The organism is Burkholderia sp. PU8-34, assembly GCF_053427725.1.
Genome location: NZ_JBSAXC010000004.1, coordinates 1 through 15,298, shown reverse-complemented (window position 1 = coordinate 15,298; position 15,298 = coordinate 1). Strand labels below are relative to the sequence as shown.

The following is a 15,298-nucleotide window of genomic DNA, read 5'->3' as shown; positions in this document are numbered from 1 at the left end:
CAGAGAGTCTGCCCATGGAAGACGCAGTGATTGTTTCCGCCGCACGCACGCCGATCGGCAAGGCGTACCGCGGGATGTTCAACGATACCGAGGCGCCCGCGCTCGGCGGCCACGTGGTGCGCGCGGCGCTCGAGCGCGCGGGCGTCGCGCCCGCCGACGTCGACGACGTGCTGATCGGCTGCGCCGCACAGCAGGGCACGCAGGGCTACAACATCGGCCGGCTGTCGGCCGCCGCCGCGGGCCTGCCGGCGTCGGTGCCGGGGATGGCGATCGACCGGATGTGCTCGTCGGGCCTGATGACGATCGCGAGCGCCGCGCGCAGCGTGGGCGCCGGCGATGCGCGGATCGTCGTCGCGGGTGGCGTCGAGTCGATCTCGCTCACGCAGAACAAGCACAAGAACGCGTATCGCGCGCGTTCGCAGGCGGTGCTCGACCACCAGCCGGCCGCGTACATCGCGATGATGGAAACGGCCGAGATCGTGTCGCGCCGCTACGGGATCTCGCGCGCCGCACAGGACGAATTCGCACTGCAGAGTCACCAGCGCACGGCGGACGCGCAGGCGGCCGGCCGCTTCGACGCGGAAATCGCGCCGCTCGACGTGCGCCGCGCGCTGTTCGACAAGGAGGGCAACCCGGCCGGCCATGAGGACTTGCGCACGACACGCGATGAAGGCGTGCGCGCGGATACCACCGCCGAGCGGCTCGCGGGCCTGAAGCCTTCGTGGAGCGGCGGCAAGGTCGTCGAGCAGGGCGAGTTCGTGACGGCCGGCAATGCGTCGCAACTGTCGGACGGCGCGGCGGCCGTGGTCGTGATGTCGCGCGCCGAGGCGAAGCGCCGCGGCCTGACGCCGCTCGGCACATTCCGCGGGCTCGCGGTGGCCGGCTGCGAGCCGGACGAGATGGGCATCGGCCCCGTGTTCGCGATCCCGAAACTGCTCGACCGCTTCGGGCTGACCGTGCGCGACGTCGGCCTGTGGGAGCTGAACGAGGCGTTCGCGTGCCAGGTGCTCTATTGCCGCGACCGGCTCGGGATTCCGGACGACCGGCTGAACGTCGACGGCGGCGCGATCGCGCTCGGCCATCCGTTCGGGATGTCGGGCACGCGGATGACGATGCATGCATTGCTCGAAGGCGCGCGGCGCGGCGTGCGGCATGCGGTCGTCACGATGTGCATCGGCGGCGGGATGGGCGCCGCCGCGCTGTTCGAAGTGGGCGCGTAGCCCTAGCCAGACAGGCAGCCGGATCGGCGGCTCCGATCCGACCGTCATCCATTCAGGACCATTCGAGGCCGCGGCAACGACCGCCGGCCCGGAACTTTGCAGAGGCTCCGTGCAAGCGCATCAGCGCTCACATGGGGCGACCGCAAGGCATGGGGCCGGGGTAAGCGCTGAAGCACCCACTCCGGCCAACCGCGAAGCATCGGACCGGACCAAGCGCAGAAGCGCTAACCCTGGTCGACCGCGAAGCATGGGGCCGGGGTAAGTGCTGAAGCACTAACGCCGGCCCACAGGAGACAAGCAATGAAACGAACCTTGCCCGGACTCGCGATGTCGGCGCTCGTGCTCGGCGCCGCGCTGTTCGCCTTTTCGCCGCGCCCGCTGCCGGCGTTCCCGGTCACCGCGATCCACGCGGACCGCCTGCAGATCAACGGCCTCGCGAAAGCCGGCACGCGCATCGTCGCGGTCGGCGAGCGCGGCGTGATCCTGTTGAGCGACAACGGCGGCCAGGACTGGCGCCCGGCATCGGTGACCCCCGACCAGCCGTCGACGCTCACGCAGGTGTTCTTCGTCACGCCGACACTCGGGATCGCGGTCGGCCACGACGGCCGCATCGTGCGCAGCGACGACGCCGGCGCGCACTGGCGCGAAGTGCACGCCGACCCCGCCCATTCCGATCCGCTGCTGTCGGTGTGGGGCAACGCGAACGGGCCGCTGTTCGCGGCCGGCAGTTTCGGCCAGCTGCTGCAGTCGAACGACGCCGGCGCGACCTGGCAGGCGGTGAAGACGCCGGCAGGCGACCGTCACCTGAACGCGATCGTCGGCGACGGCCACGGCAACCTGCTGATCGCGGGCGAAAGCGGCACGCTGCTGCGCTCGACCGACAACGGCGCGACCTGGGACAAGCGGCCGTCGCCATACGGCGGCTCGCTGTTCGGCGCGCTGATGCTCGCGAACGGCGACTGGCTCGCATACGGGATGCGCGGCAACGTGTTGCGCAGCACCGATCGCGGCGAGACCTGGATGCACGTCGACAGCCACGTGCCCGTGTCGTACTTCGGCGCGGCGCAGCTCACCGACGGTGAACTCGTGCTGGTCGGGCAGGGCGGCGCGATCGTCGCGTCGCGCGACGGCGGGCTGACCTTCGACGTGCGCAAGCTCGGCGGCGTGCAGAGCCTCGCGGCGGTGCTCGACATGGGGCACGGCGCGCTGCTGCTCGGCGGCGAGGCGGGCATTGCGCCGCTCGCCGGATCAGGCATCACGCACGCGTTGCAGCCGTCCTGACGCGCGGCGGGCGCTTTTGCCCGCATTTGCCAGCTTCCGCCCGTTTCCGTTCCGCCAGCCCGTTTCGATACGAGATAAGTTCCATGAACGACCTGTCACGCCCCACCGATGCCGTTCCCGCGTCGCGCCTCGCGGCGTTCGTCGAGCGCTGCGCCGATTTCATCATCCGCCGGCGCCGCGGGCTGATGTTCCTGTGCGTCGCGGTGACGCTCGCGCTCGGCCTGTCCGCGACGCGCCTGAAGCTCGACCCGGGCTTCAACAAGATGATCCCGATGCAGCACCCGTACATGCAGGTGTTCGACCGCTATGCGGGCGCGTTCCCCGGCGCGAACACGATCCTCGTGAGCCTGCGCTGGAAGGGCGACGGCGACATCTACAACCAGCCGTTCATGGACGCGCTGCGCCACGCCACCGACGACGTGTTCTTCATTCCGGGCGTGAACCGCTCGCGCGTGTTCTCGCTGTTCACGCCGAACGTCCACTACACCGAGGTGACCGAAGCCGGCTTTCGCGGCGACGTGGTCGTGCCGGGCCAGTTCTCGAGCGCGAATCCCGACGATCTCGCAAAAGTGCGCCGCAACGTCGCGCGCTCCGGGCAGATCGGCCGGCTTGTCGGCAACGACCTGAAGTCGGCGCTGATCCGCGCGGAGCTGCGCGAGACCGATCCGGCGACCGGCAAGCGCCTCGACTACAGCGCGGTCGCGCGCCAGCTCGAGGAGATCCGCGCGCGTTATGCGAAGCAGGGCATCGACGTGAACATCATCGGCTTCGCGAAGCTGGTCGGCGACGTCGAATCGGGCATCGCCGGCGTGATGGCGTTCTTCGCGCTCGCGTTCCTCGTGACGGCCGCGCTGCTGCTTGCCTATACGCGCTCGCTGAGGACCACCGTGCTCGCGCTGCTGGTCGCGCTGCTGCCGGTCGTCTGGCTGCTCGGCGCGCTGCCGCTGCTCGGGCTCGGCATCGACCCGATGTCGATCCTCGTGCCGTTCCTGATCTTCTCGATCGGCGTGTCGCACGCGGTGCAGATGACCAATGCGTGGAAGCAGGCGCTCGTGCGCGGCGCGGCGCCGGTGGACGCCGCGCGCGACGCGTTCCGCAAGCTGTTCGTGCCGGGCACCGTCGCGCTGCTGACCAACGCGCTCGGCTTCATGGTGATCATGCGGATCCAGATCGACATCGTGCGCGAGCTCGGCATCACCGCGTGCCTCGGCGTGCTGCTGATGATCGTCACCAACAAGGTGTTCCTGCCGATCCTGCTGTCGTACACGCGCCTCGAGCGCAGCACGCTCGCCCGTGCGCAGCGCACCGCGGCCGCGGGCGGCAGCCGGATGTGGTCGGGCTTCGCGACATTCGCGCGGCCGCTGCCGGCACTCGGCGTGTTCGCGGTCGCGCTCGCGCTGCTCGCGTACGGCGCGCTCGAATCGCGCAAGCTCGAGATCGGCGACATCGGCACCGGCGCGCCCGAGCTGCGCGCGAACTCGCGCTACAACATCGACAACGCGGCGATCACGCATCAGTACAACATCGGTGTCGACGTGCTGTCGGTGATCGTCGAGGCGACCGGCTTCGACGACGCGTGCCTGCATTACCCGGTGATGAGCGCGATCGAGAAGTTCGAGCTGCAGATGCGCGGCGTCGCGGGCGTGCAGTCGGTGACGAGCGTCGCGTCGCAGGGCAAGGTGTTCATCGCCGCGTTCAACGAGGGCAACCCGCGCTGGGCGGCGCTGCCGCGTTCGAGCGACGGGCTCACGCAGGGGTCGAACGCGTTCGACCCCGACAACGGGATGAACACCGCGAACTGCAAGGCGATCCAGGTGCTGATCTATACGCAGAACCACGAAGGCACGACCATCGCGCACATCGTCAGCGAGATCAAGCGCTTCGCGGCGGAAAACCCGACGCCAAACGTCGCGTTCCGGCTCGCGGGGGGCAACGTCGGCGTGATGGCGGCCACCAACGAGGCCGTCGGCGACGCCGAGGTCGCGATGCTGCTGTCGATCTTCGGTGCGATCGCGCTGTTGTGCGCGGTGACGTTCCGGTCGTGGCGCGCGGTGCTGTGCATCATCGTGCCGCTCACGCTCGTGTCGATTCTCTGCAACGCGGTAATGGCGCGGCTCGGCATCGGCCTGAAGGTCGCGACGCTGCCGGTGATCACGCTCGGCGTGGGCGTCGGCGTCGACTACGGGATCTACCTGTACGAGCGCCTGCAGCACGACATCCGGCACGGCGCCGCGCTGCCCGACGCGTTCGCCGATGCGATGCGCCAGCGCGGCACCGCGGCGCTGTTCACCGCCGTCACGATGTTCATCGGCGTCGGCACGTGGGCGTTTTCCGCGCTGAAGTTCCAGGTCGACATGGGCGTGCTGCTCGCGTTCATGTTCCTCGTGAACCTGTTCGGTGCGGTGTTCCTGCTGCCGGCGCTCGCCGCATGGCTTGGCGTCGAACGCGCCGAACGCCGCGTGCCGCACCCGGCGCCGGCTGCCGCGCCGTCGCTGAAACCGGCGCGCGCGTTCGAGCCCGGCAATACGCTTCACTGAGCGCTGCACCGAGCGCTGCACCGAGCGACACGCTCACCGATCACCCCGAGCGCGCGGCGGGCCGCCGCGCGCGTCAACAAGGAGACAACATGTCCGCACGCCCTTACAAGATCGAAGCCCAGCCGCTCGCCGAGCGTTATGCGCGCGGCTGGCACTGCATCGGGCTCGCCCGCGACTACAAGGACGGCAAGCCGCATACGCTGAACATCTTCGGCCGCAAGCTCGCCGCGTTCGCCGACTCGACCGGCAAGGTCAACGTCGTCGACGCGTACTGCCCGCACATGGGCGCCGACCTGAGCCTCGGCAAGGTCGACGGCGACACGCTCGTGTGCCCGTTCCACGGCTGGGCCTGGAACGGGGCAGGGCAGTGCGCGTCGATCCCGTACTGCAAGCGCATTCCGCCGAAGGCGCGCATCGGCGCATGGCCGACCCGCGAGGAAAACCATCTGCTGTTCGTGTGGAACGATCCGGAAGGCAACCCGCCGCCGGATGAGGTCGCGATTCCGCGCTTCGACGTGTGCTTCTCGGACGAATGGTCGGACTGGGTCGTCGACAAGATGGTGATCCAGACCAACTGCCGCGAGCTCGTCGACAACATTTCGGACTCCGCGCACTTCGCGACCGTCCACAACGCGCCGGTCGACTATTTCGCGAACCTGTTCGAGGACCACAAGGCGACGCAGCTGATGGTCGGCCGCAGCGAGAAGCTCGGCGGCGACAGCCTGACCGCGCTGTCGACGTACTTCGGGCCGGCCGTGCACATCACGCGGATGACGGGCCAGAGCAACGGCCAGCCGATCCATTCGGTGCTGCTCAACTGCCACGTGCCGATCGACATGAACAGCTTCGAGCTACGCTACGGCGTGATCGTGAAGAAGCTGCGGGGCTTGAGCGACGCGCAGAACATGGAGATTGCGAATGCGTACGTGAAGGAGGCGCAGCGCGCGTTTTACGAGGACGTCGACATCTGGCACAGCAAGACGCGGATCGACAACCCGCTGCTGTGCGAAGGCGACGGGCCGCTCTACCAGATGCGCGACTGGTATTCGCAGTTCTATCTCGATGCGGCCGACGTGCGGCCGTCGAGCGTCGCGCGCAAGGTGTTCGAGATGCGGATCCGGGACGGGGAGGCGCCGCCGGAATTGCATCATGTGTTCGAGCGCTAAGCGGGACGTCCGGACCCGCGTGTGACGTGGCGCTTTCCGCCGGCGCTTTCGGTCACGGTTTTCCATCACCGATCGCCCGCGGCGGAGACCGGGTACACGGCGATCGCGCTTTTGATCCTCGACGGGGCATTGGCGGCGACGCGCTGCGTGACCATGCCGTTCATCGAATGTCCGATCACGTGGAAGCGTTGCCAGCCGAGCCGGTCTGCAAGCACGAGGCAGTCGGCGGCGAGGACGGCCGGCTGCGTGGATCCGTGAAACCTCCGAATGCTTCTTTGATACGCGACACATCCTGCTGCATGGCGGACTGTCGCACGGGCTTCTCACAGGCGGAAAAACCGTCACTACATCCTGCTTCGAACAAGCTTTCAAGCAAACGGAAGCCTTCTTTAACGATTTACACATTTCGTGCGATTGCCCTGCAGGCCAATCGCACGAAATGTCACAAACGGACAACAGCGGTGCGATAGGAGTCACTGGCGCCCGCTTTGAGCCGTCGATTCTTGATGCCGGCCTTCGTCGTCGTATCCGCTTTGAGCAGGTTCCGGAAGATGCGACGCAGGATCGCAAAGTTCTGGGCGGCGTTGTTGACGCGAACCCTGCACTGGTCTTCGCTGAAGGTCATGTCCAGCACCCAGTGCATGCTGTTTTCGATACGCCAATGCGCCCGCACGGCCTGCGCAATTCGCGCTGCGTCGGGAAGCAGGCTCGACACGTAGTAACGCCGCTCGGTCGTCTTGGTATCGCCGATTTCCCGAGTGGCCTCGACCATCACGATCGAACGCAGGCCGGGCCATAAGTCCGGATCAGGCTCCCAGCACGTAAGGATGTCACTGGCGATACACCGGCGCGTTTCGATACGGCCGTGATCCTTGTCGACTTCCTGATGTTCGGTGGTGTGGTCTCGATAGGCGTCTGGCACACGCTCGATGCCATCAAGTGCATAGCGGATCCGCGCCAGCAGCGTCGACTGATTGTCCTTGACCGCCAGTACGTAGTCCCCGCCTGCTTCGACGATACGCTCGGCGATCTGACGCTGGCACCCCATCGCATCGGGCGTGACGATCGCGCCGTTGACCAGCAGTACGTCGAGCAGTGCTGGTATGGCCGTGATCTCGTTACTCTTGTCGGCGGTCCGGACTTGACCCAGCGACACGCCAAGCTGGCTTGCCCATGCCGAAACCAGGTGGATGCCACGCTGGTTCGCGCTGCGTGAGCCTCGCACGGTTTTACCATCGATCGCCACCACTTCATCGGCCAGCGCTGGACAGAGTCCGCGCATCCAGCGAACGAAACAGGCTTCGAACTCCAGCGGATCGAGCGCCGCGAATACCCGACCGAACGTATCGTGCGATGGAATTCCTCGCTCCAGTGGCACGTACCGGCGCAACCAGTCGAGCTTCGATTCGCCCCAGATCTGGATGGCGACCCAGCTATCTGCCCCCGACAGAATCGCGCACAACGAGACAAACAGAATCTCCTGCAAATCATGTGGGGACGGCCGGCTACGTGGATCCGTCAAACCTCCGAATGCTTCTTCGATACTCAACACATCCTGCTGCAAGGCGGACTGTCGCACGGGCTTCTCTCAGGCGCAAAAACCGTCACTACATCCTGCTTCGGACAGGCTTTCAAGCAAACGGAAGCCTTCTTTAACGATTTACACATTTCGTGCGATTGCCCTGGCTCAAAGTTAGCACCATGAAGAAATTCAGACACGTCCGATTTTCACAAATCCTTATTTTTTATAAACTCGACAAGATCTGCATTGTGACGTGCAACTGGACGAGGGCGAGCAAACGTTTGCGCTCGACGCAACTGCAGTGGATGCGCAAATAAAGGAAAACGATGAGCAGCTGCAGTAGGCACGGCCAAATAGCGGGGGGCATATCACGGGAACGCAACTGCAAGGCGGGGCGTCATCAGCACGCTGTGCCCAATGCCGTGAAGGCAGTCACCTGCTTTCTCGTGATTGCGTCGGTGACGACTGCCAACGCGTCCAGTCTGGCGAGTCTTGCAAGCGAAGCGCTTGCCGCAGATGCCGCGTTCAAGAGCGCAGAGGCAGCCTGGCGTGCGGGCATCGAAAAAGCGCCCCAGGGGCGGGCGGGACTGCTGCCGCAAGCTGGCATACAGCAGGTCATCTATCGCAACGGTGTAAGGATTCCAGGGCAGACCATACCCGGTTATTCGACCAATGGCTTCACCCTGACGTTGAATCAGCCGCTCTTCAACTGGGCTGTGTGGGAAAGCTGGCAGCAGGGCCAGCTCCTCGCGATGGATGCCGATCTTGCGTTGGCGCAAGCGAAGCAGGACTTGCTCCTTCGCGTTGCCCAGGCCTATCTGGCCGCACTGAATGCGCAGGACGACCTCGCGCTCGCCATCGGCCACCGCAAGGCCGTCGCGGAACAACTGGCGCTCGCGAAGCGCCGCTTCGCGCTGGGCGATGCGACCATCGTGGATACGAACGAGGCTCTGGCCGGCTTCGATGCCGCGCGGGCCGATGAAGTCGCCGCGCAAACGCAACGCGATACCAGCTACGCGGCGCTCCAGAAGATTGTCGGCCATCCTGTTAACAGGGTAGACGGATGGCGCGACGACGCTCGTCTGCCACTCGCGGAGCCCGCGGACCTGCAACAGTGGATGGACGCAGCCGCCACCGCAGATTACGGGGTGCGTCGAAAAATGATCGCGATCCAGCTCGCCAGCCGCGAACGGAGCAAGGCACGCGCCGGCGACTATCCCACCGTCGCGCTGGTCAGCAACGTCAGCAACGGCAACGCGGCGTTTATCAACGGCCAGACGAACTTCTACACGGGCGCGAGCCGGGGCAGCTCCGGCTACGTCGGCATCCAGATCTCGTTGCCGCTGACCGACGGCCTGATGACCCGCAGCAAGATTCGCGAAGCGCTCGCGCTGGAAGATAAGGCTCGTGAAGATCTGGACGACGCTCAACGCAGCGCCCGACTGACGGCCCACGACGCTTATCTGGGTGTCACGCGAGGTTTGGCGCAGACGGAAGCGCTGGCGAGCGCGGTACGGTCCGCCACTATCGCGTTGCGCTCGAATCAAACCGGCTACAAGGTTGGCGTTCGAGTGAACGCCGACGTGCTCGACGCGGGAGACAAGCTCTACCGGGCACAGCGCGACCTGGCGCGTGCCCGTACGGAAACGCTCGCACAAGCGCTGAAGCTGAAAGCGAGTACCGCCGACCTGGGCGAGGCTGACCTTGCTGCCCTCGACACAATGCTGGTCGAGCACACGCCCGCCCGTACACCAAGCTCTGGCGCATCGGGAGGACACTGATGTATCAACTCATCAGGCGCCATCTGCTGATCGCAGCCGCGTTCGGTATTGCGTCGAATTTGCTGCTGCTGACGCCGACCATCTACCTGCTCCAAGTTTACGACCGCGTGCTGCCGAGCCAGAGCATTCAAACGCTGCTGATGCTGATGGCCTTCATGGCGATCGCACTCGGGATGAACCTGGGTGTCGATATCGCCCGCAGCCGGATCTTGTCGGATCTGGGCGTGCAGATCGGCAACCGGGTCGAGCAACTCGCATTGCAGGCGCAAATTTCTGCTCACGCTCATCGGCAGCCTTCACGAGCGATCGCGAGCCAGGGAGATATCAATACGCTACGGGCGTTTCTTGCGGGGTCCGGCGTAATCGCATTTTTTGACGCGCCGTGGCTGGTAGTCTATGTGATCGTCATCGGCCTCTTTCACTGGTCCCTGGCGCTGATTGCGGTGATCAGCGCGTTACTGTTGATTGGTGTCGCGCTAGTCAACGACCGGCTCACGCGCAAGGGCATCGAGTCTTACCTCGCGCGCCAGCGGGAGGGGGATTCGTTTTACCAGCACCTCCTTCGCAATGCCGAAGTCATAACCGTGCTGGGCATGGCGGATAACCTGGTGGGCGCGTGGGATACGCGCAAGCGCAACTACGTAGCCGCGCAGCGCGACGTGTCGGATCGCAGCGCGTTCTATCGCGACGTGGCCAAAGGGCTGCGGCAGGCGATTCAGGTGATCATGATGGCCGCCGGCGCGTGGCTCGTGATTGCGGGCCATGCAACGCCGGGCGTGATGCTCGCTACGACTATCCTGCTCGGTAAGGCACTGGCGCCGATTGAGCAGTTGATCGGCAATTGGAAGCAGGCAAGCGAACTGCGCGAGGCGTGGCCTCGTCTGGAGGCACTGCTCGCCGCTCAGACTGAGGCCGAACCGATCACGCTGCCACCACCGACGGGTGAAATCCGGGTCGAACAGATCGCGTTCAGCGTGCCGTCGCGAACGCCGGGCCTGGGAAGGCTGCTGCTGCGCGGGATTAATTTCACGCTGACTGCGGGCCAGACGTTGGTGATCATGGGGCCCAGCGCATCCGGCAAGTCGACGTTGCTGCGGGTCATCGCGGGGCTCTGGCGCCCGCAGGCAGGCGCGGTGCGGCTGGACGGCGCCGACGTGGCGCAGTGGCCCCGATCTTCCCTGGGCCGGTATCTCGGTTACGTGCCGCAGGACGTCGAGCTGTTCGCGGGCACCGTCGCGGAAAACATCGCACGGACCGCGAAGCCCCTCCCGCTCGATTCGGCCGCGGTCGTACGGGCTGCACAGCGAGCGGAGGTCCACGAGATGATCTTGAATCTCCCTGAGGGTTACGAGACGCTGATCGGGGACGCCGGGGAACTGTTGTCCGGCGGACAACGTCAGCGCATCGCCCTCGCGCGCGCCTTGTACGGGGATCCCGCCGTGCTGCTGCTGGATGAACCCAACGCGAGTCTGGACACGCTGGGCGAAGCGGCGCTCGACCGCGTGCTGCGCCAACTGAAGACGGATGGTATGACCGTCATTGCGGTGACCCACCGGCCGTCGCTGCTCGCGCTGGCTGACCGAATCTTGCGGCTGAAGGATGGGCAAATGGAACAGCTTGAAATGCCGTCCGGGCCGCAGCAGGTCGACAGCAGGTCACATTCAGGGATTGGACAGACCGACGATGCAGGCGAAATACCATCCAGTATAGATCTGGCTGCGCTGCAGGCGAGTCGGTCCTCGCTTCAGGCGGCTAAAGTGCCGGCGGTCGAGCCGGCGATGGAAGGCAACCGATGAGAAAGCTCATGTCGTTTCATCGCTTGAGCGAGGCTGTTAGGCGTTTGTGGCCTGAGTCCGTGACCTCCGACGCGAATGCACTGCCGCTGCCGCGCCGGTTGATCGGCATCAGTGTTGCCGGTGTCGTTGTGGGCTTGGGTTTGATGTGGGGGTGGGCCGCGCTCGCGCCGCTTTCCGGTGCCGTCGTCGCAGAAGGCTCGGTGCGCACCGAAGGCGAACGCAAGACGGTGCAGCATCTGGAAGGCGGGATCGTGAAGCAAATCCTGGTCCGAGATGGCGACCGCGTGGAGGCCGGCCAGGTGCTGGTCGTGCTGGACAACGTGGGCCCGGCGGCCGAACTGTCGGCGTTGCAGGCGCAATCCGATGCGGAACAGGCGAAGATCGCGCGACTGTCCGCCGAGCGTGAGCTAAAAGAAGCGCTGACGTTTCCGGCTGCGCTCGAAAATCAGCGCGATGATCCGCGCGTTGCCGAATTGCTGGCGCGCGAATCCTCGCTTTTTATCGCACGCCGGCGTGCGTTCGTCGACCAGAGCACGATGCTGCGCACCGAACTGGCTCAGACCCGCCAGGAAATCACCATCAGTTCGCAGCTGATCCAGACGATGAACCGCAGTTATGACATGGCACGCCAGCAGCGGAGGACCAACGAAACCTTGCAGCTGGAGGGTTTCGTCGCTGAAACGAAGGTGCTCGATTTGCAGCGGACCGAGGCCGATGCACTCTCGCGCGTCCAGTCCGGCGCCGCCGATCTGAGCCGCGCGAAACAGCGCCAGACCGATCTAGAATTTCGCATCGCCGGGCTGCGTCACGACTACGTGAAGGCGGCCGACGACGAACTCAAGGACGCTACCACTCGCGCGATCCAGATCGGTGAGCGGCTTCGTCCGGCCCGCGATCAGTCGGCCCGGACCCGCGTGACCGCGCCGGTCGCGGGCGTGATTGTCGGCCTGAAGGTGCATACGATCGGCGCGGTGGTCGCGCCTCGAGAACCGATTGTCGATGTCGTCCCCGAAAGCGCGCCGCTGATCGTAGAAGCGAACATCCGGCCGGACGATGTACGCGAGATCGCGCCAGGAAGCCATGCGGACGTTCGGCTGACGGCCTACAACTCGCGCACCACGCCGATGCTCGACGGCAAGGTCACGTACATTTCCGCGGACGCCCTGACCGACAGCGATAAGCGCACGCGGTTCTACGTGGTACGGGTCGAGGTTCCCGCGCAAGCACTGGCGAAGGCCAACCGCCTTGCCAAGGAGCCGGTCGCGCTCGGGCCCGGGCTTCGTACCGAGGTCTACATCCGCACGCATGCGCGCTCGGCCTTCGATTACCTGCTTGAACCGGTCAGGGACGGGATTCGCAAATCGATGCGGGATTGATCTGGTAACGCAAGGGTGAAAAATGAGCCAGGTGATTATTTCTTTTATTGAGGTCGATCCGTCATGACGATCAGAAATCTCAGGAGTTCAGTCCTCCCTGTCCTGCTTCTAACAGGGCTCACGTTTATTCATCCGGGGCATGCCGAAGAAGCACCTCGCCCTGAACTCGGATGCCGGGTGCTTGACGCTGAAGGAAACCCGCTCAGTACGCCGGATCAGACGTTCCAGCAACGGCTCCTGGCGGCTCGTTGCATGAACACGGCGGAGCGCGCAAGCGAGGCGGAATCGAGGCGGCAGAAAAGTCAGCTGCAAGCCATCGAAAATACCAAGACTGCTCGTCGGGTCAACGCCCAACTCTTTCCCCGACCCGGTGACCCGCTACCGCCCCCTCCTATTTTTCTCGGGCGATAGTAATTCCATGACGCAGCGGGTATACCAAACCGAAGTCCAGTGCAGTCGCTTCCCGTCAATATGGTCATATTCAACAGTTTCCAACAGGAAAAGCGGGATTGACCGGTGAAGCAGTTTGAGGGTTTTCATGCACCCGACACAAAGCAGAGCAGGTTTCGAACCATTCTGTTCAACGTAGTTTTTAGAGGAGAAATACCGATGAAAGCTGTTACAGCAGCCGCAGTGGCGACCGCCACAGTGGCAAGCAATATAGGTTATGCGCAGCCAGCACCCGCGCCCGATGCACCGGCTCTGTTGCCGGGTAGCCTGCGTTATGCGCAACCGGAGGACGCGCCGCAAATGGCTCCTGCATTGACGAGCCATCTGAATGCCGCACAACAAGCGGGTTCGCCGACAAACCAGTCCGTTCCCCCCCAAGGCGGAGAAGAGGTGACGCAGATGATCTCCCGACCGAAAACCCCAATTGAATTTGTCAGGAACCTCAAGGTTATTTTTGATCACGATCTCCTGCTGAGGGACGACTTTTATACAGACGCCAGCCTTAAAAATGCATTCAACCTGGAAGACACGGGCGTCATCAGAACCGATGAAGAAAACGGGGATCGTCGGATCTCCGTAATATCGAGTCATTTTTTATCGATATTTCCATGTGTGAAAATCCCGGGGCGTGATGATCTCACACCGTCCGCTCAACTGGTGGGAGGAAAGACTACTCATCAATCTGGATCGGTCACGGCCGGTGTAAATTTTGGCATGCGCGAGGGCGGTCCGAATTTCGACGAAACCAAGAGAATATTCGGCGGGAACTTCGTTTTTCTCATGCCCGAACCGTCGCCGCACGGCAGTCCACCTCCGGCAACAGCTCCCCATGGAAATGAACGATGGAAATATCAGCAGGTTGACGAAAGAACGGAAAAAACTATCACGATTCATTTTAATTCGTCTGGCGAATTATCAAATATCCTCATTGAGTTGACAGAGAAATAAATTATAAACAGGAGAACATAATGGCTGTCGCTCTTACGACTGAGGCATTGAAGAAGCTGGCCGACGGTTTTGGAATTAATTCCGCCGAATATAATGCAATTGTCGCAGCCGCTGTCCGCTCTGATTTTTTGGCCGGTGAATTGAATGCATTCGGCGCTGCGGGTCAATGGCAGTTCAAGCGAGGTGTTGCTGGCAGCGGAGTCAGCACTAGTTCAGGTGACAAAGTAATTAGCTTCGATCCTTCATGGAGCGAATCGCCAAACGTCTTCGCAACCACGCTCGCGCACGAACTCGGGCATGCGATGCTGCCGGGAGGGACGGGCGGTTCCCCAGCACTAAATCCGGATCAGGCCGTCGCGAATGGTTTGACGAACGAAGGGGTGGCGCTGCTTTCCGAGTACATCGTTGCCATCCAGTTGGGGCTGACCGGTGGAACTGCCGGCCATATGCACTCTGACTTGTCCGACAGCCGGCTGACGCTGCAATTGAATCAATTGGCGCTGTCAGCGGGCATCGATGTTAAGAATGTGACGTGGGGGTCTGCAACTTCTCAGACGCTTGCCAATCCAGGCACGGCGTTTGTCGATGCTGCGGGGAAGTACTACGGCAAGGTCCCGCCGTCCATTGCCAAATACCTGACATACACACAGTACTACGCGGCTTGGTGGATTCTTCAGCATTCCGGTATGGACCCGAATCTCGTGGACTGGCAGAAGGTCCAGGGCGGAATGATCACGTACACAAGCTTCGTCGTCGATGGTCAGCAGATATTCACGATTGATACGAAGGGCATTCCGCTGAAGAACGGCGCATGGGTGATGGTGAACGGCGAGATTTCGTGGAAGGGCGCCGTGACGACTACCCTTTTCGGCGCCAACGGGCAGATTCAGGAACAAGCGAAATTCGACTATACGGGGTTCAAGTTCCAGGACGTGTTTTTTGATGCCGACGGCAAGGCAACCCAGCGGTACGACTTCAGGCTTGACAAGAGCTACACGAAGTACGACTTCAGCGCCGATGGCTCCCAGACCGCAACGTTGTACGGCGTGAACGGCAAGATCACCGAATACGCGAAGTTCAATGCCGCTGGCTTCAAGATGCTGGACATCTTCTACGGAGCCGATGGCAAGGCGACGCAGCAGTACAACTTCAACCTCGACAAGAGCTACACGAAGTACGACTTCGCCGCCGATGGCTCCCAGACGGCGACACTGTACGGCA

At 63.6% G+C, this 15,298-nt stretch carries 11 protein-coding genes; 9 read left to right on the top strand and 2 right to left on the bottom strand.

Annotated features, from left to right (window positions below):
• Window positions 1-14: 14 nt before the first annotated feature.
• The 4 genes from ACV22Z_RS11390 to ACV22Z_RS11375 all read left to right on the top strand — a co-directional run bounded on the left by ACV22Z_RS11390 (window position 15) and on the right by ACV22Z_RS11375 (window position 6,204).
• Entirely contained in the window at window positions 15-1,220 is a 1,206-nt protein-coding gene (locus ACV22Z_RS11390; protein ID WP_448076409.1) for an acetyl-CoA C-acyltransferase, read from the top strand.
• 300 nt (window positions 1,221-1,520) lie between these two features.
• Window positions 1,521-2,501: a WD40/YVTN/BNR-like repeat-containing protein gene (locus ACV22Z_RS11385; protein ID WP_448076408.1), complete on the top strand. Its 981-nt coding sequence runs from the start codon at window positions 1,521-1,523 to the stop codon at window positions 2,499-2,501.
• 83 nt (window positions 2,502-2,584) lie between these two features.
• Window positions 2,585-5,038 (top strand): efflux RND transporter permease subunit, encoded by a 2,454-nt coding sequence (locus ACV22Z_RS11380; RefSeq protein ID WP_448076407.1) that lies wholly within the window; start codon window positions 2,585-2,587, stop codon window positions 5,036-5,038.
• An 89-nt stretch (window positions 5,039-5,127) separates the two neighbouring features.
• The gene (locus tag ACV22Z_RS11375; RefSeq protein WP_448076406.1) at window positions 5,128-6,204 is read left to right on the top strand and encodes a Rieske 2Fe-2S domain-containing protein; all 1,077 of its coding nucleotides are present in this window, start codon (window positions 5,128-5,130) and stop codon (window positions 6,202-6,204) included.
• A 65-nt stretch (window positions 6,205-6,269) separates the two neighbouring features.
• Here ACV22Z_RS11375 and ACV22Z_RS11370 read toward each other — a convergent pair whose 3' ends face one another.
• Entirely contained in the window at window positions 6,270-6,473 is a 204-nt protein-coding gene (locus ACV22Z_RS11370; RefSeq protein ID WP_448076876.1) for an alpha/beta fold hydrolase, read from the bottom strand.
• A gap of 173 nt (window positions 6,474-6,646) precedes the next feature.
• A complete protein-coding gene (locus ACV22Z_RS11365) occupies window positions 6,647-7,756 on the bottom strand; it encodes an ISAs1 family transposase (RefSeq protein ID WP_448076875.1) in 1,110 nt (369 codons plus the stop codon).
• 392 nt (window positions 7,757-8,148) lie between these two features.
• Between ACV22Z_RS11365 and ACV22Z_RS11360 the strand changes: the two genes are divergently transcribed.
• The 5 genes from ACV22Z_RS11360 to ACV22Z_RS11340 form a co-directional block, all read left to right on the top strand.
• Window positions 8,149-9,507, top strand: a complete 1,359-nt coding sequence (locus ACV22Z_RS11360) for a TolC family protein (protein ID WP_448076405.1) — start codon at window positions 8,149-8,151, stop codon at window positions 9,505-9,507.
• Window positions 9,507-11,303, top strand: a complete 1,797-nt coding sequence (locus ACV22Z_RS11355) for a type I secretion system permease/ATPase (RefSeq protein WP_448076404.1) — start codon at window positions 9,507-9,509, stop codon at window positions 11,301-11,303. The genes ACV22Z_RS11360 and ACV22Z_RS11355 overlap by 1 nt, the downstream gene beginning before the upstream one ends.
• Complete coding sequence (locus ACV22Z_RS11350) at window positions 11,300-12,679, top strand: HlyD family type I secretion periplasmic adaptor subunit (RefSeq protein WP_448076403.1); 1,380 nt, start codon at window positions 11,300-11,302, stop codon at window positions 12,677-12,679. The genes ACV22Z_RS11355 and ACV22Z_RS11350 overlap by 4 nt, the downstream gene beginning before the upstream one ends.
• Window positions 12,680-13,288: 609 nt before the next feature.
• Window positions 13,289-14,077, top strand: a complete 789-nt coding sequence (locus ACV22Z_RS11345; RefSeq protein WP_448076402.1) for a hypothetical protein — start codon at window positions 13,289-13,291, stop codon at window positions 14,075-14,077.
• A 20-nt stretch (window positions 14,078-14,097) separates the two neighbouring features.
• A partial coding sequence (locus ACV22Z_RS11340; RefSeq protein WP_448076401.1) for a hypothetical protein occupies window positions 14,098-15,298 on the top strand: 1,201 nt, incomplete at its 3' end.